Raw genomic sequence first — 19,622 nt, forward strand, 5'->3', positions numbered from 1 at the left:
GTTATCACATCAGCCGTAACGAAACTCAATCCCTAATGTGCCACACGGATATTCCCATTTTTTTAAAATCGTCTCACCACATAAAACACGGCAAGTACCACACTCTAAACATCCGGCATAATCAAAAAGATATTGCCCCTTTTCATCTTTTTTATATAAACCCGCTGGGCAAGCTTTCATTAAGATTTCAAATTGTGCAGGATCAATATCATCCTTTAAGACGATATGTGGATTTTCTTCATCTACATTAAATTTATTGACCCCTAATTTAACGTCTACGTTTACTTGGCTCATAAAGAACGTACCCCCTTAAATCCATCTTTAATTAAGTTCATTACACCGACTTTCTTAACTTGAGACAGTATTTTCTTACGCACCGGTTTTTCTGGACCATTAATCACGAATAAGTCATGCATGACATTGGCAGCCATTTGCGGATAATCCGTAAAGAATCTTGTATTATCGAGGAAAGAAGGTAAGTCTTTGTATAACTTCATATCTTTCATGACGAAACTGTCATTTAATAAAGATTGATAGCAACTGAGTTCTTTTTGGCTATAGCTGTTTTGCTCTTTCGCCATTAATACGGCTTTTGCAGCTGCTTCACCAGAAGCAATCGCTAAATCCATCCCTCTTACGGTATAGCCAACGTTGAGACAAAATCCAGCAGCATCTCCCGCAACTAATACGCCATCTTTGACTAATTCAGACACCATATTCATGCCACCTTCTGGCACCATATGCGCTGAATATTCTAATAATTTGCCATCTTTAATAAGCGGTGCAACAACAGGATGTTGTTTAAAGTCTTCTAATAATTGGGGAACCGTTTTTTCGAACTTATCGACATTATGTAGCCCCAAAACAAGGCCTAAAGACACCGTGTTTTTGTTGGTATATAAAAATCCGCCACCTAAATATCCGCCTGATGGTGCGCCAGCAAAAAGCCAAGCTAAACCTTCATCGTGAGTACACCCAAATCGATCTTCCATTTGTTGTGGCGTGAATTCCAATAACTCTTTAACCCCCACCGCTACGGTGTGAGGATTAACTTTTTGTGTCATCCCTAACTGTCTTGCTAATAATGAATTAACACCATCAGCGAGGATAACCACATGGGCTTCAATTTCATCATCACCCGCTTTAACACCACACACTTTTCCGTCTTTCACCAACACTTCATCAACACGAACACCGGTGATCACTTGTGCGCCAGCGTTTTCTGCTTTTTCCATTAACCATTGATCAAAAGAAGAACGTAATACGGTATAAGAGCGAGCGGCTTCCTCTTCTTGCTGAGTATGTTGATAATCTAAAGTGACCCCATCGGTTTCTGTGAGCATGGAAATTTTTTCACGTGTCACAAGGCGCTCAACGGGGGCTTCTTGAGCAAAATTGGGAATGATTTTTTCAAGACTGTGCGCGTATAAACGTCCGCCTGTCATATTTTTACTGCCAGCGAAATTACCTCGCTCTACAACTAAAACATCACACCCTGCTTGTGCTAATACATAGGCAGCAGTACCACCAGCAAGTCCACCACCCACAATAATGGCGTCAAAAATATCGTCTGACATACTTTCCTATCCTTTTATTATGTGTGGCCGCTTAGCAAATAATCGCTAAGCGACCTACGGTGATTAGCCGCCAAGCTTCGCGGTTAATGCAGGTAACACTTTGTAGAGATCACCAACAATACCGTAATCCACCATATTGAAAATGGGGGCGTTTTTATCTTTGTTGATAGCAACGATGATTTTTGTTCTATCCACACCCACCATATGCTGGATTTGCCCTGAAATACCGACAGCCACATAAACATCCGCACCCAAAGTCACGCCGGAAACGCCAATGTAGCGATCGTGTTCCATCCAGCCTTCACCTTCAGCAATTGGACGTGAACAACCGACTTCGCCTTGAAGGGCTTTCGCTAATGCTGACGCTAATGCAATATCATCCGCCTGACCAAAACCGCGTCCGACACCCACAACACAATGCGCTTTACCTAAATCAACGGTACTACCTTGTTTTGGCTTACGCGCTAATACTTTTAATGTATGTGCAGGCGCGATAAAGGGACTTTGCACCACTTGTGCATTGGGTGCGTCTTTGATGGTTTCCACATCGAGTGCACTGCCCATAGTAGCAATAGCATAAGGTGAGCGGATTTCTGCTTTCGCATGCGCTAACCCCCCATAGACTTGGTGTGTGGCAATCACCGCATTATTTTCAATAGCAAGACTTAATGCATCACTGACAACTCCCGCTTTTAAAGTCACCCCAAGACGCGCTGCAATCGCTTTTGCGCGTTTTGATGAAGCAAGTAGAACCAATGCGTTCTCACCCGCTTCTTTAATAATTTCGGCAAAAGAAGCCGCATAATCTTCAGCAATTACACCGTCTTGCGGGGCAAAGCAATAAACACAATCAGCGCCTAAATTGACACATTCACGCGTGCTTTCATCATCGCCAATAAACAGCACATTAAACTTTTCACCAAGACCACGCGCAAACGCAATCAGCTTTGCTAAATCATCCGCTTTTTCGGCATAAACAAAGGTAGTAGGTAGTAAACTAGCCATTTTTAATCTCCTTATTGATTAACCGCTTGGCGTAAATGTTCAGCAAAAGTGGCAATATTTTCATCTGAATCACCGTCTAAAATAATACCCAGGCGATCAGATTGCTCTGGCGCACAAACTTGTGTTTGCACCACTGTCAGCGCAGAAATATCCACACCGATATCACCTAACCCTAGCTTTTCAACGGGCTTTTTATTCGCGGCTAAAATCGCTTTCATTGAAGGGAGTTTGGGGGTGTTAATGCTTGAAGTGACACACACAATGGCAGGCAATGTCAGTTCAAGTTCTTCAGTGATATTCTCTAAATCGCGTTCAACAATGATTTTGTCACCCTCAACGGTGATTTTATTTACGGCGTTTACACAAGGTAACCCCAAATATTCACCTACCGCTAAACCCGTTTGTTGTGCATATAAATCGCCAGAACCTTCACCGAAAACTAATAAATCAAAACCCATTTTTTGTGCTGCTTGCGCGATAATATTGGCGGTATCCGTTGAATAAAGTGCATGACAGGCATCATCAACCACCAGTGTTAATGCATCAGGACCACGCGATAAAATATCTTTTTTGATTTTCGCGTTTTCAACCATGGCACTTGTTCCCACACTTAATGCAGTGACAGTGCTATCACCAAGGGTAGAGGCAATTTCTACTGCAGTTTCAATTGCATTTAAGTCATACAAACTAATTTTTAACCCCGCATTATCAGTTGCGAGTGTACGATCAGGCCGTGTTGTGATGTCTTGTTCGTCATGAACAACCTTACAGCAGGCAATAAGTTTCATAATTCACATTCTCCGTTTTGCACAATGCAACAAATTAATAAGCTCAAATCTCATTACGCTAAAATATGCTTAGCGATAACCATGCGTTGCACTTCACTTGTGCCTTCAAAAATTTCAGTCAGTTTTGCTTCACGCATCAAACGTTCAACAGGGTAGGATTTGGTGTAACCCATACCGCCATGTAATTGAACGGCTTTTTGAGTCACATAAGTGGCAGCTTCTGCGGCATAAAGTTTGGCTTGAGCAGATTCGCGAGTGTAAGGAAGACCAGTCATTTTGGCAGCAGCAGCCCGATAAACCAGCATACGGGCGCAATCAACACGGGTTGCCATATCCACTAATACCCATTGAATACCTTGATTAGCAGCAATGGGTTTACCAAATTGAATACGCTCTTTGGTGTAAGTGATCGTGGCATCTAAGGCACTTTGCGCGATCCCTAGTGCCAGTGCTGAACAACTTAAACGGCCACCATCTAAGGTTTCCATTGCAATATTAAAACCTTTACCTTCTTCACCTAGCATCGCACTGGCAGGAACCACACAATCACTGAAACTCACAGAGCAGGTTTCAGAGCCGTTCATCCCCATTTTGTCTTCAGGTAAACCAATGCTGATACCTGGGTTATCACGCTCCACTAAGAATGCGGTGATCCCTTTTACACCTTTGCTTTTATCTGTCATCGCAAACACGATAAAGAAAGCACCTTGAGGCGCAGCAGTGATCCACAGTTTAGAACCATTGATCACATAGTTATCACCTTGGCGAACGGCTGTTGTCTCTTGAGCCGCGGCATCACAACCCGCGCTAGGCTCTGACAGACAAAAGCACCCTAATTTTTCGCCAGAAACCACACCCGGCAAAATACGTGCTTTAGTCGCTTCATCAGCATATTTTTGAATAATGGGTCCTGTTAAAGAACATTGCGATCCCATGATCATGGCGTGAGAGGCACTCACTTTTGCCATCTCTTCAGTGGCTAATACATAGCTAATTGCATCGGCTTCTGTTCCGCCATAAGCTTCGTCAATATTAAAACCAAAGAGTCCTAATTCAGCCATCGGTGCGACACTTTCACTTGGAAAACGGTGCTCTTTATCAATTGCCCCCGCAATGGGTTTAATTTCGTTTTCAACGAACTCTCTGACCATATCGCGGATCAGGACTTGTTCTTCTGTTAGCTGAAAATCCATGTTTATTTTCCTCTGAGAATATTTAGGGTTATCTCTATGGCGTGCGATTTCACGTTTGTCGTCTTATCGCACGCATTAATGGGTTAACGTTATTTCTACATCGTCGCGATAGATGCCGGTAAAAAGGTGTACAGCAGCAACATAAACATCATGGCTAACAGTGGGATAGCGAGGGTTAATGTCCCCACAGGGCCGTATCCCTCTTTATGGCTGACACCACAAACGCTAAAGACAGTGATAATCAATCCGTTAAATGGCGGTGTTGTACTCATAGATGCCATGGTGGCGACACGGTGTAATGAACCTTGATCAACCACGGTGGCAGGGAACATCGCAGCAATCATTGGCATGGCGATACTTAATGCACCAGAGCCTGAACCACTGATAAACACCAGCGCACCGACAGAAATCGCTGTGACGACAAGAGGATTAAGCCCCGATTGCGCAATCGCTTGGAATGATTCTTTGAATGCGGGTAATGTCATAACTAACGCACCAAATCCAACAATAACCGCCGTGTTAAAGAGGGAGGTCACCCCTTCCATCGTTCCTGCCGCTAAATTAGGAACAAGTTTTTTCCAATCGAGATAGCGCAAGTACACAATCAAGGCGGCAATAATGGCGCAGAACAGCGCAATAGCGGGATCCCATTTCAGGATATTCAACACGACAAGCAGAATAACCATAGGGAGTAATGCAACGAGTACATTAGGTAATTGGCGATCTTTTTTACCTTCCTCTGCTTTCGCTGTTTTTTCGTCTTCAACCCAGCCTTCACCTTTTGCTTTTACACGCTTAAATAACCAAGTGAGATAAATAATGACCAAAGTGACTTGAAATAATGCCGTCAACATACCCGGTACTAACCCCGCAGTCGCTGACGTACCTAAGAATTTCATAGGGATAAGGTTTTGGATCTGAGGCGATCCTGGCATTATCATCACAAAGGTACCCGCACCTGCAAAATAGACAGCGGGAATAAGTCTGCGAGGAAGATTCGCTTTGCGGAATAAACTCACCATCATTGAATAAACGGTAAACAGTGCAACAAACACGGAAACACCGCCGTAGGCTAAAATGGCACAAGCCGCAACTAATGAAGGAATAACGGCTCTTTCACCAAATTTACCAATAATAAAAGAGGCAACACTATCAGCAGCGCCACTGATAGCGGTTAATTTGCCAAAAATCGCACCAAGTACGAAAATGAAGAAGAAGCTACCAAAATAACCACCTAATCCCCCGGTATACACTTGTAATAGTGCATCGACAGGATTAAGCATATCTGGTGATACAAGCCATGCAGTCACAGCAAGAAACAAGCTAGTGGTAAAGACAGAAATAAAAATATGTATGCCTTTCATACACATAATCATTAATATCGCTAGCCCGATGATTAAACAAATAATACCCATGATTGCCCCACTTATCGGTGTTAGGGTTCAATTGACCTGCGTAAATCACGCAGGTCTTTTGTGACTATTAATTAACGTTGTTAAGCAGAAAGCACATCTGCAAAAGTTTGCAGCGCCGTTCTTGCCTGTTCATATGTTTTAGTTTGCTGGTCTATTTCGATAATGATGGAAGGAATGCCTTCTCTATCGAGAAATTTCTTCACAATAGGGGCATCAAATTCTTCAGGATCACAGAACTTCGTCAGTAAATAGACGACACCATCAGCGCCCGTCTTTTTCACCATATCGGCAATTAAACGACCGCGTTTTTTCTCTGGGTCATACAGCAATGAGCACCCTTCTAGCTGAGCAATTTGCTCTGCCATTGCTTCATAAGGTGAATTATTTTCAGGAATATCTTGGCGGAATTGACGGGATTCATGAGCGACTTCATCCGCCACAATTGCCATTTTGTTATCAGCCAAAATTTGTAGAATAGAAGGGCTATCCGCAATAATGCCTGTAACCACAATCTTGTGCCCTTTCCAAGGTTCTAGAGACAAGCTTTTGCATTGTGCGACAATGGCTTCAACGGCTTTTGTATGTTCAACAACATCCATAAAATAACCACTTTTGATCACGGTATTACGACGTTGTGGTGTGACTAAATTTGGATGAAGTGCCGCGATATCTGAAAACTCGCGTAATGCGCGACGGCGCTGATTAAACAGATGGATGGCTCTTTTCAATCCATCGTCTGTCACCGGCTGACCTGAAATTTCCCCTAATTGCAGTGCAATTTTTTTGTATTGTTCGGTTAAGAAAGCAATACCTGCTGGGGTTTTACGGTTCTGTGGGTGTACCAATTGAATAAAAGGCACTTGTGGTACACCCGCTTTCCAGTTTTGCCCTAAGCATTTTAAGGTGTCACAAAGAGAAGGAATTAAGGCTGCTGACAGTTTATTCAGCGCACCATCCAATCCCATCTCAAGAGAAGACAGCACTAACGCACAATAGAAAGGAGGAAAATATTTCTTCGCTTCTGAGATCTCACGTCCTTCTGCGCCCCAAATACCAAAAGGCACCATACCCGCCGCATAGACAATTTCATTTGGTGTATATTCAGGGAAGCAGCCAACAACCTTTTTACCACGACGAATAAAACCCTCTAATTGAGCAACAGGGTTATCCACCACGGCTTGTAACTCATCAAACAACTCCGTTAATGTTTTCATTAGATGTCTCCCTTTTTCATTTCTGCTTTGTTAGCAGCCATAATTTCAGTCAATGCTTCAACACGGGTGACATACTGCGCTTCAGAGAAAACACGAGGATCAGCTTGGTCGCCATCAAAAGTCACAGTAGGGATCTTAAGTTCATGACGAATACGGCGCTCAATTTCAGGCATAATGCCACTCCAGAGCTTGCAACTACGGTTAACGTGAATAATCGCACCATCAACTTTATTCTGACGGCTCACGTTAATACGCATATCAGCAGCACGCTCAACAGAGACACAGTTAGGGACGTAAGAGTAAGCACGCATCATCTCGTCACTGTTTTGATAAATCACACCAAACGCAGTGGCATAAACCGTGGCAGTCACGTTGATACCCTGCTCTTTTAACGGCGTCGATGTGGCTCGTAAATAAGGCCAGCACGCAATACCTTCAAAGAGAACACGGTATTTTTCTTCACCGCGGTAAGTTGATTTTTTCTCTTTGATATTTTGTTCCATCTCTTCACACAGTTGTTCAAAAGCCAGTGCGGCTTCTAATTTTCCGCGCGCACAAACAGCAACAGCCATGTGATTAAACAGATCAAAACCATTCATTGGAGACGGCTCATATTGGCAATATTCTGCCGCTTTTAACCATGCTCGCCCTGTACGTTGTGAGATCTCACAGACTTCTTTAAATTTCTCTTCTGAGAACACCTTGCCTGTGACTTTTTCGAGTTGTTTGATGGCATCATCAAATTGCGCTTGAACATATTTCACCGTGACATCATCGGTGTCGTAGTCATTTTTATAAGGAATATCGATAAGGATCATCGGGATATTCAACTCATAAGCGATATTTTCATACCATTTGATCATACAGTTACAGATGTTGTTACAGCACAGTAAGAAATCTGGCTGTGGCATATCCATCTCTTCACACTGTTTAATATCCATATAAGAAAGGCTGATACGAGCATAAGCACAGATATCGTTGGAATATCCCATGCTTTCTGCATGCTCACACATTTTTAACCCTGCACCTTTTGCGGCAATTGCAGCAGCTTGGTTTTCAGGATAAACCACACATAAACCTAATGTTTCAGCAATTTCTTGAGGGAAGTTAGAAGCACACCACCCTATTTTTTCACCACTGTTTTTCGCATCCCACGCACGCTGATAAGCATCAGCAGCGATTTTTTGCAGTCGTTTTTTGGCTGGAATATAATCCGGCGCATTCATATCTACATTGCTCATTTTGATGTTCCTATTGTTAACGCATCGTCTTCCCGTTGATGGCGGTACGCTTCAAAGGCATAAATGGCGGCACCTATCGCCCCGTTGTATTGTGATAATGGTGAGGTGGCGATAGGGACGTTCAGCTCTTCGCTAACATAACGAACAACTTCAAAATTACTGGCGACACCACCTGTCATAACCACAGGGGCTTCCACACCGACTCGTTTGGCAAGACCCGCAATACGGCTAGCCACAGAGCGGTGAATGCCATTAATGACATCGGGTATTGTTTCGTTATTCGCGAGATGGGAGATCACTTCCGATTCAGAGAACACGGTACAAGTTGAGCTAATTGTGACTTTTTTAGTGGACTTAGCACCCTCTTGAGCGAGATCGGAAATCTTGGTTTCTAATACTCGCGACATCACATCTAAAAAGCGTCCTGTACCCGCGGCGCATTTGTCATTCATCACAAAGTTTAATAAACGGCCTGCACCATCCATATGAAGTGCTTTAACGTCTTGGCCACCAATATCAATCACCGTTTTCACACCCGGAAAAAGAAAGTGCGCGCCTTTCGCATGACAGCTAAGTTCACTCACCTCTTTGTTGGCTTCTTTCAGAGAATTACGGCCATATCCTGTTGCGCAGATCCAACTGATCTGACTGAGATCGCCACCAAACTGGTGTAACACTTCACTGATCGCTTTTTCAGGTCCAGATGTCCCAGCACCGACTGATGCCAACGATTTCGCGACAATAGCATCACCATTTTTCATGATGACGCATTTTGATGCAGACGATCCGATATCAACGCCCATTGTGAAAATGTCTTGTTGCATGCCTTTGCTCTCCTGAAATTAAAAAAGTAAGCGGATTATTCTTTCCACGTCATCACATCTTTATTGGCTTCAAGGTTTGCTATCTCTTCAGCGCTATACCCTAATTCAGCTAATACAGATGGCGTGTCTTCGCCTAACAAAGGACCACGGCGATATTCAGGTAAACCACTTTCTAAGAAATCAATCGGTGGACGAACTAAGGCTTTTTCACTGCCATTTTTGTATTTCATGTTGTAGAAGGTGTTGATTGCCCAAGCTTGTTTATCTTCCAACACTTCTTCCCAAGTTTGTGCAATGCTGAATGGGATATCGTTTTTGGTGAAAATATCCGCCCACTCTGACGCTGTTTTTTGCTCAACTTGTTGCCAAATCAGATCATACAATTCAGGAGAACGATTATTTTTTGCGACTTCTTGTAGACGTGTATAGCGGGCATCCTCAGCTAAATCAGGACGACCAATACACGAAATAAAGGTTGGATAATAAGCATCGTAAACGGGCATGCAGACTTGAATAAAACGATCATCTTTCGTTTTATAAGCCAGAATAAATGGGCTGGTGGTTGTACGGCGATCAATAGGATAAGCTTGACCATAATCTGGATATTGCGCCGCTTGGATCATAATCGCTTGGGTGTAAATAGAGGTATGCAGTAAGTTTGTTGAAACATACTCACCTTGACCAATATTTTTAGCTCGGATATAAGCGGCTAACACACCTGAAACCAAGCCTAATGCACACTGGTGATCGCCAAGACCGGGGATCACGTTCATCGGCACGGTGCCTTTTTGGTACAGAGAACCTAAAATACCACCACGGGCAAAGAATGCGGTGTAGTCAAAGCCGGGTAAGTCTTTATCTGGGCCTTCATCGCCATACCCTGTCACACTGGCGTAAACTAATTTTGGGAAACGTTGTTTTAACGTTTCATAATCTAAGCCCGCACGCTCTCTTGCGCCAGGACGCCAGTTAGTTAAGAAAATGTCCGCTTTTTCTAACAATTCAAACAGGATTTTTTTCCCTGCTTCTGTTTTCGTATTTAACACAATCCCACGTTTATTGGCATTTTCTAAATCAAAACTGGTGTTTTCATGTTGATCTAATGGACGGCCTTCTGTTGGTGCGGTATAGCGTAAATTATCGCCATTTGGAGATTCGATTTTGATTACGTTCGCACCCATGTCAGCTAAAATACGCCCCGCTGCAGGTACTGCGATAAAGGTCGCCAACTCAACTACTGTGACGCCTTCCAGTGCTTTATGACTTGTCATTTTTTCTCCTAATTATTTTTAGACTTCATACTGCTGTTGTCAGAATATGGATAAATCCGTTGTCACTTAACCCGCTACTTTGGTTTTTTCATCCTTGATTGAAACGCGATAACCCAGTTGAGATTTCAGCGCTTGCACATCAATTTTTCCGCAAGGGGTATGAGGAAATTCAGTAAAGAAATGGAGTTCTTTGGGGATTTTGTAGCGAGCCAGTCGCTCTTGTAGAAATTCACGTAATTCACTTTCATCAATGCTGTGGCCTTTTTGCACACAAATAGTGGCAATCACTTCTTCACCTAAATCGGCTGAAGGGATCCCAAATGCTTTTGTCGCATCAACACCCGCATATTCAGCAATGGCATCTTCTATTTCACACAGGCTAATATTTTCACCACCACGTACCACAATCTCTTTTATACGATAGGCATAGTGATAATTTCCTTGTTCATCGATACAGCCGATATCTCCCGTGTGTAACCAACCCTCTTCGTCTAACGCTTCTTTGGTTTTGTCTGGCGCATTGTCATAGCCCATCATCACATGAAAGCCACGCGTGCAAATCTCACCTAAACTGCCTACTGGCACAGGTTTACCTGTTTTCGGATTAATAATTTTCATTTCAACAAAAGGTAAAGGCTTACCAATAGAATGACGTTTTATCTCTAAAGCATCATTAGGAAGAGTTTGCGTGCAACAAGGTGAAGCTTCTGTTTGACCATAAGAGACGGTGATCCCTTTCATACCGAGGATCGTTTCAATGTCATCGATTAACGCAGGCGGAAAACTTGCTCCTGCAATAATGCCTTTATCAAGACTCGATAAATCATAGTGAGAAAATTGTTCATGCTTCATTAAACGACTAAAAATGGTCGGTACACCATGCATAATGGTGCAACGATGATGTTGGACGGCTTTTAACACATCTTCAGCATTGTAATTATCAAGAAGAACAAGTTGGCACCCTGTTGTTAACGCAAAAAAGAGACAAGAAGAGAGTCCAAAGCAGTGGAATAGCGGAACCGCAAGACAAATCACATCGTCATACGTAACACCTAAGCGCTGTGCTGACAGCATGGCATTATTAATGACATTATATTGGCTTAACATGACACCTTTAGGCATTGCTGTACTGCCAGAGGTCATTTGAATAGTCAGCAAATCTTTTACGCTAACTTGTTCAACAGCATGTTGATATTCTTTATCTGATATTTTTTGGCTAATTTCTTTTAATTGAGATAAAGAAACACTTTTTTCTGCTTGTTGATTTCCCATGCTAATAAATAATTGAGGCAATACGTCTTTATTTTTTGATGCTTTTTTAGAAAGACAATTAATCACCTCAATAAAATGATTGCTTTTAAAACCATCAGAAAAGCAGAGTGCTTTAATTCCCGTTAATCGACATAAATCGAATAACTCTCTTTTTTTAAAATGAAAGTTAATACAAACAACAGGAACACCAATTTGAGCAGCAGCAAGAAAACAAATTATCCATTCTTTACTATTAGCAGACCAAATCCCTAAACGGTCACCTTTTGTTAAACCCATGGCTAAAAAACCACGCGCAACACTCTCGACTTCTTGTTGTAATTGTTGCCAAGAAAGTGTCTTTTTACTTTGGTTTTCAATTAAGGCCGTTTGTGACGCATATTGCTTCACTACATTGTTTAGACATTCTTTAACTGTCATTTCTAATAAGGTCATAAATACCTACTCAACCGCTTTTTTGCTGATGTTTACGTCTGTAATGACCTTATTCTGGGTAGGGGAAATGATTCATTCTTGGTAAATAACGAACTGTTTTTCGTCATTTGAATAATCTAAGAGAGATTTGTGATTAAGGTCTAGATTTGGTGGGTTAAATATAATTTGTAATTGAAGTGTAATTAATAACAATAAGATAAAATTGAAACCAAGGCGTTATAAAGGTGTTATTATTAATAAAAAAAGAGAGCGGTGTTTTATTTAAATAAGAAAACAACACCACTCTCTTTTTTTAAGATAAATATATACAGATTATTTAAAAATATAAAAAATCCTTATCAATATATATTAACGTAATAATTTAAATAAAAATAATATAAAATAAATACAATAATGATTAAATTTTATAACTTGTAAATAAAAGTAATGTAACTCACTTAACTTATTTTATTCATGATCAATAAAAGGGATTATTTACTCCGACGCATTGGCATCGTTGAAGTTTGGTTGAGTGTTAATCCTTTCGTTTCTGGTGCAAACAAGATTGAAACGATCATACCGAATAAGGAGATCGCCGCCCCCACCAGCATCGTAGTACTAATGCCATAAGTGGCAATAAAGGCAGGAAGCGCACAGGTTGAGATAACGGTACCAATACGGCTGATTGACATAATAATGCCCACTGCCGAAGCTCGAATATCTGTCGGAAACAATTCGTTAGGATAGAGCCATTGTAAAATTCCGGGACCGCCAGAAAAGAACGCATAAGTCGCAAAGGCTAAAATAACAAATAAGATAGGTAGAGCAGGAAAAATACCGAGTACCAATAATGCCAATGTCATCATTCCAAAACTACCAATCAATAAGGGACGTCGTCCTGTTTGGTTTAACCAAAACATTGCGGGAATACACCCAAACATAAAAAACAGGCTGATCACCACATTACCCAGTGCCGCACTTCTTCCTGCATCCCATCCTAATAAACCAACGATTTGTGGGCCAAAGGTATAAATGGCAAACATGGGGATAACTTGGCAAGTCCAAATCACCGCAACAAATAGAACAAAAGAGAAGTGGCGTTTATTAAATAACTCGATAAAACGCGTTGTCTTGGCATCTTCTGCTTCAAATACCACGGGTTCACCAAAGAGTTTTATCATCATCTCATTACACTCTTTAATACGCCCTTTGCGTATTAACCAAAGCGGAGATTCAGGTAAATCAAAACGACCAATTAAAATAATTACACAAGGAATAAAAGCACTGCCCAACATCCAACGCCAGCCATCTACAACATCATATAAAAGATAACCGACTAAGTTGGCACAAGTCGCCCCGATATACCACATTGCAGCAATAAAACCGACGGCAAAAGCACGTTGTTTTTTATTGGAAAACTCAGTGATCATCGAAGTCGCGATAGGATAGTCAGCCCCAATCACAATACCAATAAGAAATCGCATCACTAACAACCCTACTGGCGTTGAAACAAACATCGTTGCAATAGAGATAAGAGCGATGGCGACAATATCGATAAGAAACATTTTTCGGCGACCCACTTTGTCACAAATATAACCAAAGAGGGATGTACCAATAAAAAGCCCTGCTAATGTTGCAGCACCAAGTAGACCAATCCATCGTGTATCGAGTTGTAATAATGGTGTGAGTTGCTCTAACGCCACACCGATAATCACTAATACATAGCCATCAAGAAAAGGGCCGCCACTCCCCCATAACATCACCCGACGATGTACAGAGGTAAAACGAATATCATCAAAGTTTCTGGGTTGCATGACTGTGTCCTGGTATTTTTTCTAAATAAAACAAAAAAGAAAAGCTCCCAGGCCGGAGCAGCACTGGGAGAAAAGTAGCGATACATCATCCGTAACGATATTCCACGCCAAACGTTCCGCGTGGGTATTCCCATTTTTCAAGCGCACTATCTAAACCAAGAATTCGACAAGTTCCACACTCTAAGCACCCTGCATAATCAAAACTGATGGTGCCATCTTCTTGTTTTTTATAAAGACCGGCAGGACAAGCTTTGACTAAGGTTTCCAATACCTGCATATCAGGTTGCTCTTTAACGACGATATGTGGATTTTCCTCATCGACATTAAATTTATTGATGCCTAATTTGACATCGACATTTACGGGAGAACTCATATTGCTTTTACTCCTTTGATCCCATCTTTAATCAGATTCATCCAACCTACTTTTTTGGTATGACGCATCATGGTTTTACGCATTGGTACTGGCGCTTCACCGGTTACGGTAAAGAGATCTTTTGCAATACCAACCACCATTTCAGGGTAAGCGGTGAACATACGAGGGTTATCAAGTAAATCAGGCATACGTTGATAGGCTTTCATATCGCGTAACGGACCGGCTTCTAAATGTTTGAGATATTCATTGAGCGTTTGTTTGCTAAAATCATTTTTCTCCATTGCCGATAGCACGGTTTTTGCAGCAGCTTCACCTGATGCCATCGCTAAATCCATGCCACGAATAGTAAAGCCAAGGTTCATACACATCCCTGCGGCATCACCCGCAATCAATACACCATCGCGTACTAATTCGTTTTGCATTCTTAATCCAGCTTCAGGAACAACGTGTGCGCCGTATTCCACCATTTTTCCGCCTTCAATTAGCGGAGCAACAACGGGATGCTGTTTAAAATCTTCCAGCATTTGGGGGACGGATTTTTTAGCGTCTTTAATATGGTGAAGCCCGCAAACAAGACCTAAAGAAAGCGTGGTTTTATTGGTATATAAAAAACCACCGCCCATAAGCCCATCAGTAGGCGAACCTGCAAATAACCAAGCCGCACCTTCGTTATCTTTTAGGTTGAAACGATCTTTAATGACACTTTCAGGCAGTTCGATGATCTCTTTTACGCCCACAGCCACATTTTCAGCCGCAACACGTTTCGTCATACCTAGCTGTTCAGCCAAGATAGAGTTCACACCATCGGCGAGGATCACCGCTTTCGCTTCTAACACATCACCATCGGCCTCAACACCGACAATTTTTCCATCACGTTCAACGAGTTTGTCAACACGGATCCCTGTAATACATTGCGCACCCGCATTTTCGGCTTGTTCCATTAGCCATTGGTCAAACTCACCACGTAATACAGACCAAGACGCCGTTTTGGGATCCTTTCCTTCCGTATTTTGGTAATCAATTGTCATTGCGCCTGTTTCAGTCATAAATGACAATTTTTCGTGAGTAATAACGCGTTCAACAGGCGCTTCTTGCGCAAACTCAGGAATGATGCGTTCAAGAGTATGTGCATACATACGACCACCGGTTACATTTTTCCCGCCAGCGTAGTTACCTCTTTCTATTAGCAATACTTGTGCACCTTCCCTTGCCAAAACAAGTGCAGCCACAGATCCTGCTAATCCTGCGCCAACAATAATGGCATCGAAAATATCTTCGGAATCGGACATAACATCTCCAGAATTTGCGATAAACAGCAGAGAAGTCGCCTTCTCTGCTTAAATAAATCAGTTAGATAATTGACGAGTTAATGCAGGTAAAATTTTCATTAAATCACCGACAATGCCGTAATCAGCGAATTGAAAGATAGGTGCATTTTTGTCTTTATTAATAGCAACAATAGTTTGTGCACCATTAGCGCCGACCATATGTTGAATTTGTCCTGAAATACCCGCAGCTAAATAGAGTTCAGGTTTCAGCATTAGGTTAGAAATACCGACATAACGCTCGTGTTCCATCCACTTCTCATTTTCAGCAACAGGACGAGAACAGGCGATTTCAGCACCAATGGTTTTCGCTAAGTCTTCTGCAAGGGCGATATTTTCTTTACTGCCGATACCGCGACCCACGCTGACAACAAAACGTGCTTTGTCTAAATCAACTGCATTGATAGCGCGTGGTTGAATCGAATTGCGAACAATGCCTTGAGCTGGGGCAATCCATGCGACTTTTTGTGCACTACCCGTCGCCTCAGTTTCTGGTGCAATATCAAAAGCGCCCACACTTGCAGTGACAACACAGTAAGGCGTTTTCAGCGTTTCATCGCCAAAAGCTAAACCACCGTAAACCATATGTTTGGTGACTAATGCCTCTCCTTCTGCATTTAAAGATTGTGCGTCGTTAGAAACAACCGCTTCTAAACGATGACCTAAACGTGCTGCGATTAATTTTCCGCGACGTGTATTAGGCAGTAGCACTAAACCTGCATCACCTTTTTGTTTGATGGTTTCAACCATGCTTTGTGCATAGTCTTCAATAATGCGATCATCAGGTTTACCTTCTAATTGAAAAACGTCGGTTGCACCTAATTTAAAAGCAGCCACACTTTGTTCATCATTCAATGTAAATACATTGATAGATTGTCCTAATGAAGAAGCGCCACCCATTAATTCTGGTAAACGGGAAAGTGCATCACTAAATACCCAAACAGTTGAAAACTGGCTCATAACTCCCCCTATTACTTAAGAATTTTACGTAAATGTTCTGCCAACTCAGCAATCTGATCATCGCCATCACCTTCAATGATGATGCGTTGACGAACTTTCTGTTTCGGCGCAGCCACTTTTTGCTCTGAACGTGCAGTAATCACATCCAAACCAAGATCGGTGACACTCCATTGCTGAACAGGTTTCTTGGCGGCACCAAGAATAGCTTTCATCGAAGGAATTTGAGGTATATTTATATCGGTAGATACCGCGATAACAGCAGGTAATGGAATGGTTAGTGTTTCAATTTCCGTTTCTAATTCACGCTCAACCGTAATTGAATCATTAGAAATAGAAACTATTTTGTTAACGCCATTGATTGCAGGAATATTTAAGAATTCCCCCACCAGCAAGCTAACTTGTTGTGAGCTCAGATCCGCAGAGCCATCACCACAAAGAATTAAATCATAACCTTTTTTAGTCGCAGCCGCTGCCAGTGCAACCGCTGTTTGATAAGGTAAAGAAGCTTCAAATTGATCATCAACGACAACCACTAATTCATCAGCACCACGAGAAAGAACATCTTTACGCGCTTTCGCATTTGTCAGGGCTTTACCGCCAACACTCATTGCCGTGATTTGAATACCATCAAGTTGCGTCTTAAGCTGATTAGCGGCTTCAATCGCATTTAAATCATATTGGCTGATTTTGGTGTTAGCGCGGGAAAAATCCAGCGAATTATCTGCGCTATTGACCGTAATATCCTGCTCATCGGGAACACTTTTGTAACATGTAATAATATTCATTACATCTCCTGAAATTAATAAATAATGTCATTTACTCTGGCAATGTAATATAGAATTAACACAATTAAGAGATGAAAAAATTAAACCTAGGTCACCAATATTGAACATAGATAAATAAAGAATGGATAGGTTTCAATATTGCTAAACATATCACCAATATTGAAATTAGTTTTAATTAAAGTGAACAACTTTCAATATTGCTACCTCGATCAACAATATTGAAGATAATAAATATAATGGTATTTAACGTTCAATATTGCCACCAAGATCAACAATATTGAAAGACAGAATATAACAACCCGATTACATACAACGAGATAAAGTTAATTATCAATAAGTTAGAATGAAAAGAAAACGTTATAAAACGTAACATAAAATCGACAAAAAGAATAGTGTGAAGTGAATAACAGAATGGATTTTTTATAATATCCATTATTCATCATCATTAATTGGTTTGTGAATTAGCCAATAACTTTATTTTTCTATTATGATGAAACGCCAATAGACGAAATACTTATAAATAAACTTACAAGTTTTATTAGATATTAGGAATTAACACTACTTAAACTTCTGCGTTAAATATATTTGGAAAATTTACCTATGAGCAAAGATAATAAAAAGGCAGGAATAGAACCGAAGGTTTTTTTTCCGCCATTAATCATTGTTGGTATTTTATGCTGGCTAACGGTACGTGATCTTGACGCTTCAAATGAAGTGATTAATGCCGTATTCAGCTATGTTACCAATGTCTGGGGCTGGGCCTTCGAATGGTATATGGTCATTATGTTCGGAGGTTGGTTTTGGTTAGTCTTCGGTCGTTATGCCAATAAACGCCTAGGGGAAGATAAACCTGAGTTTAGTACCGCAAGCTGGATCTTTATGATGTTTGCGTCTTGTACATCCGCCGCCGTCCTCTTTTGGGGATCAATTGAAATATACTACTACATTTCAAGCCCACCTTTTGGGATGGAAGCTTACTCAACCCAAGCGAAAGAAATTGGCCTTGCTTACAGCTTGTTCCACTGGGGACCTTTACCTTGGGCAACATATAGTTTCCTTTCTGTTGCATTCGCTTACTTCTTCTTTGTTCGCAAAATGGAAGTGATCCGTCCAAGTAGTACCTTAACCCCATTAATCGGTGAAAAACACGTTAATGGTTTATTCGGTACCATTGTTGATAACTTCTATTTAGTTGCTCTGATTTTAGCAATGGGTACAAGCCTCGGGTTAGCCACACCGCTTGTGACGGAATGTATTCAATACTTATTTGGTATTCCTCATACCCTGCAATTAGACGCCATTATTATCTCTTGCTGGATTTTGCTTAACGCAATTTGCGTGGCATTTGGTCTGCAAAAAGGGGTAAAAATTGCCAGTGATGTGCGTACTTACCTTAGTTTCTTAATGCTAGGTTGGGTATTTATCGTCGGGGGTGCGAGCTTTATCGTCAATTACTTCACCGACTCTGTCGGTACATTGATGATGTATATGCCTCGTATGCTGTTTTATACAGACCCTATCGGTAAGGGCGGATTCCCTCAAGGTTGGACTGTCTTCTATTGGGCATGGTGGGTTATCTACGCCATTCAAATGAGTATTTTCTTAGCACGTATCTCTAAAGGCCGTACTGTCCGTGAATTGTGTTTAGGGATGGTGTCAGGTTTAACCGCAGGGACTTGGTTAATTTGGACAATCCTGGGTGGTAACACTTTACAACTCATTGACCAAAACATTCTCAACATTCCACAACTGATTGAACAGTATGGTGTGCCTCGCGCAATCATCGAAACATGGGCGGCATTACCGTTAAGCACCGCGACAATGTGGGGCTTCTTTATCCTCTGCTTTATTGCCACCGTCACCTTAATTAACGCCTGTTCTTACACACTGGCAATGTCCACTTGTCGCTCGATGAAAGAAGGCTCTGAGCCACCTTTATTAGTCCGCATCGGCTGGTCTGTGCTGGTCGGTATTATCGGCATCATTCTGCTAGCTCTTGGTGGTTTAAAACCCATTCAAACTGCCATTATCGCTGGAGGATGCCCACTATTTTTCGTCAATATCATGGTCACCTTGTCCTTTATTAAAGATGCCAAAGTACATTGGAAAGACTGATCCGCTATACGCAAAGAATGACATATTAAGAGGTTATTA

The 19,622-nt window shown here is 41.6% G+C and carries 17 protein-coding genes; 1 reads left to right on the plus strand and 16 read right to left on the minus strand.

Features of this window, described 5'->3' with window-relative positions:
* Nucleotides 1-9 precede the first annotated feature (9 nt).
* The 16 genes from SB028_RS16775 to fixA (SB028_RS16850) form a co-directional block, all read right to left on the minus strand.
* A complete protein-coding gene (locus SB028_RS16775) occupies nt 10-294 on the minus strand; it encodes a ferredoxin (protein WP_060556296.1) in 285 nt (94 codons plus the stop codon).
* On the minus strand, nt 291-1,577 hold the full coding sequence (locus SB028_RS16780) for an FAD-dependent oxidoreductase (protein ID WP_069369777.1): 1,287 nt from the start codon (nt 1,575-1,577) through the stop codon (nt 291-293). The genes SB028_RS16775 and SB028_RS16780 overlap by 4 nt, the downstream gene beginning before the upstream one ends.
* A 63-nt stretch (nt 1,578-1,640) precedes the next feature.
* On the minus strand, nt 1,641-2,582 hold the full coding sequence (locus SB028_RS16785; RefSeq protein WP_069369778.1) for an FAD-binding protein: 942 nt from the start codon (nt 2,580-2,582) through the stop codon (nt 1,641-1,643).
* Between the two features lie 11 nt (nt 2,583-2,593).
* Nucleotides 2,594-3,370 carry a putative electron transfer flavoprotein FixA gene (gene fixA / locus SB028_RS16790; RefSeq protein WP_069369779.1) on the minus strand — a complete coding sequence of 259 codons (777 nt, stop codon included), beginning with the start codon at nt 3,368-3,370 and terminating at the stop codon, nt 2,594-2,596.
* Nucleotides 3,371-3,423: 53 nt separating this feature from the next.
* The gene (locus SB028_RS16795) at nt 3,424-4,563 is read right to left on the minus strand and encodes an acyl-CoA dehydrogenase family protein (protein ID WP_069369780.1); all 1,140 of its coding nucleotides are present in this window, start codon (nt 4,561-4,563) and stop codon (nt 3,424-3,426) included.
* 95 nt (nt 4,564-4,658) lie between these two features.
* Nucleotides 4,659-5,978 (minus strand): GntP family permease, encoded by a 1,320-nt coding sequence (locus tag SB028_RS16800; RefSeq protein WP_069369781.1) that lies wholly within the window; start codon nt 5,976-5,978, stop codon nt 4,659-4,661.
* Between the two features lie 80 nt (nt 5,979-6,058).
* Entirely contained in the window at nt 6,059-7,192 is a 1,134-nt protein-coding gene (locus SB028_RS16805; protein WP_069369782.1) for a 2-hydroxyacyl-CoA dehydratase subunit D, read from the minus strand.
* Complete coding sequence (locus SB028_RS16810; protein WP_069369783.1) at nt 7,192-8,433, minus strand: 2-hydroxyacyl-CoA dehydratase subunit D; 1,242 nt, start codon at nt 8,431-8,433, stop codon at nt 7,192-7,194. The genes SB028_RS16805 and SB028_RS16810 overlap by 1 nt, the downstream gene beginning before the upstream one ends.
* Nucleotides 8,430-9,257 (minus strand): acyl-CoA dehydratase activase, encoded by an 828-nt coding sequence (locus SB028_RS16815; protein ID WP_069369784.1) that lies wholly within the window; start codon nt 9,255-9,257, stop codon nt 8,430-8,432. Before SB028_RS16815 ends, SB028_RS16810 begins: the two co-directional genes overlap by 4 nt.
* A gap of 35 nt (nt 9,258-9,292) precedes the next feature.
* Nucleotides 9,293-10,528, minus strand: coding sequence for a CaiB/BaiF CoA transferase family protein (locus SB028_RS16820; protein ID WP_069369785.1), 1,236 nt, complete (start codon nt 10,526-10,528; stop codon nt 9,293-9,295).
* 66 nt (nt 10,529-10,594) lie between these two features.
* Complete coding sequence (locus SB028_RS16825) at nt 10,595-12,232, minus strand: AMP-binding protein (RefSeq protein WP_069369786.1); 1,638 nt, start codon at nt 12,230-12,232, stop codon at nt 10,595-10,597.
* Nucleotides 12,233-12,702: 470 nt separating this feature from the next.
* Entirely contained in the window at nt 12,703-14,025 is a 1,323-nt protein-coding gene (locus SB028_RS16830; protein WP_069369787.1) for an MFS transporter, read from the minus strand.
* An 85-nt stretch (nt 14,026-14,110) separates the two neighbouring features.
* Nucleotides 14,111-14,398 (minus strand): ferredoxin-like protein FixX, encoded by a 288-nt coding sequence (gene fixX / locus SB028_RS16835; protein ID WP_023582978.1) that lies wholly within the window; start codon nt 14,396-14,398, stop codon nt 14,111-14,113.
* The gene (gene fixC, locus SB028_RS16840; protein ID WP_069369788.1) at nt 14,395-15,687 is read right to left on the minus strand and encodes an FAD-dependent oxidoreductase FixC; all 1,293 of its coding nucleotides are present in this window, start codon (nt 15,685-15,687) and stop codon (nt 14,395-14,397) included. The genes fixX and fixC overlap by 4 nt, the downstream gene beginning before the upstream one ends.
* Before the next feature lie 57 nt (nt 15,688-15,744).
* On the minus strand, nt 15,745-16,683 hold the full coding sequence (locus tag SB028_RS16845) for an FAD-binding protein (protein WP_069369789.1): 939 nt from the start codon (nt 16,681-16,683) through the stop codon (nt 15,745-15,747).
* 11 nt (nt 16,684-16,694) lie between these two features.
* Entirely contained in the window at nt 16,695-17,468 is a 774-nt protein-coding gene (gene fixA / locus SB028_RS16850; RefSeq protein ID WP_069369790.1) for a putative electron transfer flavoprotein FixA, read from the minus strand.
* A gap of 600 nt (nt 17,469-18,068) precedes the next feature.
* Here fixA (SB028_RS16850) and caiT point away from each other — a divergent pair.
* Entirely contained in the window at nt 18,069-19,583 is a 1,515-nt protein-coding gene (caiT, locus tag SB028_RS16855) for an L-carnitine/gamma-butyrobetaine antiporter (protein ID WP_023582982.1), read from the plus strand.
* Nucleotides 19,584-19,622 lie beyond the last annotated feature (39 nt).

Source organism: Proteus vulgaris (assembly GCF_033708015.1).
GTDB lineage: Bacteria > Pseudomonadota > Gammaproteobacteria > Enterobacterales > Enterobacteriaceae > Proteus.

Excerpts from the sequence above, each read along its gene's own strand:
- SB028_RS16775 (WP_060556296.1), bottom strand. The coding sequence starts at position 294 with ATGAGCCAAGTAAACGTAGACGTTAAATTAGGGGTCAATAAATTTAAT.
- SB028_RS16780 (WP_069369777.1), bottom strand. The coding sequence starts at position 1,577 with ATGTCAGACGATATTTTTGACGCCATTATTGTGGGTGGTGGACTTGCT.
- SB028_RS16785 (WP_069369778.1), bottom strand. The coding sequence starts at position 2,582 with ATGGCTAGTTTACTACCTACTACCTTTGTTTATGCCGAAAAAGCGGAT.
- fixA (WP_069369779.1), bottom strand. The coding sequence starts at position 3,370 with ATGAAACTTATTGCCTGCTGTAAGGTTGTTCATGACGAACAAGACATC.
- SB028_RS16795 (WP_069369780.1), bottom strand. The coding sequence starts at position 4,563 with ATGGATTTTCAGCTAACAGAAGAACAAGTCCTGATCCGCGATATGGTC.
- SB028_RS16800 (WP_069369781.1), bottom strand. The coding sequence starts at position 5,978 with ATGGGTATTATTTGTTTAATCATCGGGCTAGCGATATTAATGATTATG.
- SB028_RS16805 (WP_069369782.1), bottom strand. The coding sequence starts at position 7,192 with ATGAAAACATTAACGGAGTTGTTTGATGAGTTACAAGCCGTGGTGGAT.
- SB028_RS16810 (WP_069369783.1), bottom strand. The coding sequence starts at position 8,433 with ATGAGCAATGTAGATATGAATGCGCCGGATTATATTCCAGCCAAAAAA.
- SB028_RS16815 (WP_069369784.1), bottom strand. The coding sequence starts at position 9,257 with ATGCAACAAGACATTTTCACAATGGGCGTTGATATCGGATCGTCTGCA.
- SB028_RS16820 (WP_069369785.1), bottom strand. The coding sequence starts at position 10,528 with ATGACAAGTCATAAAGCACTGGAAGGCGTCACAGTAGTTGAGTTGGCG.
- SB028_RS16825 (WP_069369786.1), bottom strand. The coding sequence starts at position 12,232 with ATGACCTTATTAGAAATGACAGTTAAAGAATGTCTAAACAATGTAGTG.
- SB028_RS16830 (WP_069369787.1), bottom strand. The coding sequence starts at position 14,025 with ATGCAACCCAGAAACTTTGATGATATTCGTTTTACCTCTGTACATCGT.
- fixX (WP_023582978.1), bottom strand. The coding sequence starts at position 14,398 with ATGAGTTCTCCCGTAAATGTCGATGTCAAATTAGGCATCAATAAATTT.
- fixC (WP_069369788.1), bottom strand. The coding sequence starts at position 15,687 with ATGTCCGATTCCGAAGATATTTTCGATGCCATTATTGTTGGCGCAGGA.
- SB028_RS16845 (WP_069369789.1), bottom strand. The coding sequence starts at position 16,683 with ATGAGCCAGTTTTCAACTGTTTGGGTATTTAGTGATGCACTTTCCCGT.
- fixA (WP_069369790.1), bottom strand. The coding sequence starts at position 17,468 with ATGAATATTATTACATGTTACAAAAGTGTTCCCGATGAGCAGGATATT.
- caiT (WP_023582982.1), top strand. The coding sequence starts at position 18,069 with ATGAGCAAAGATAATAAAAAGGCAGGAATAGAACCGAAGGTTTTTTTT.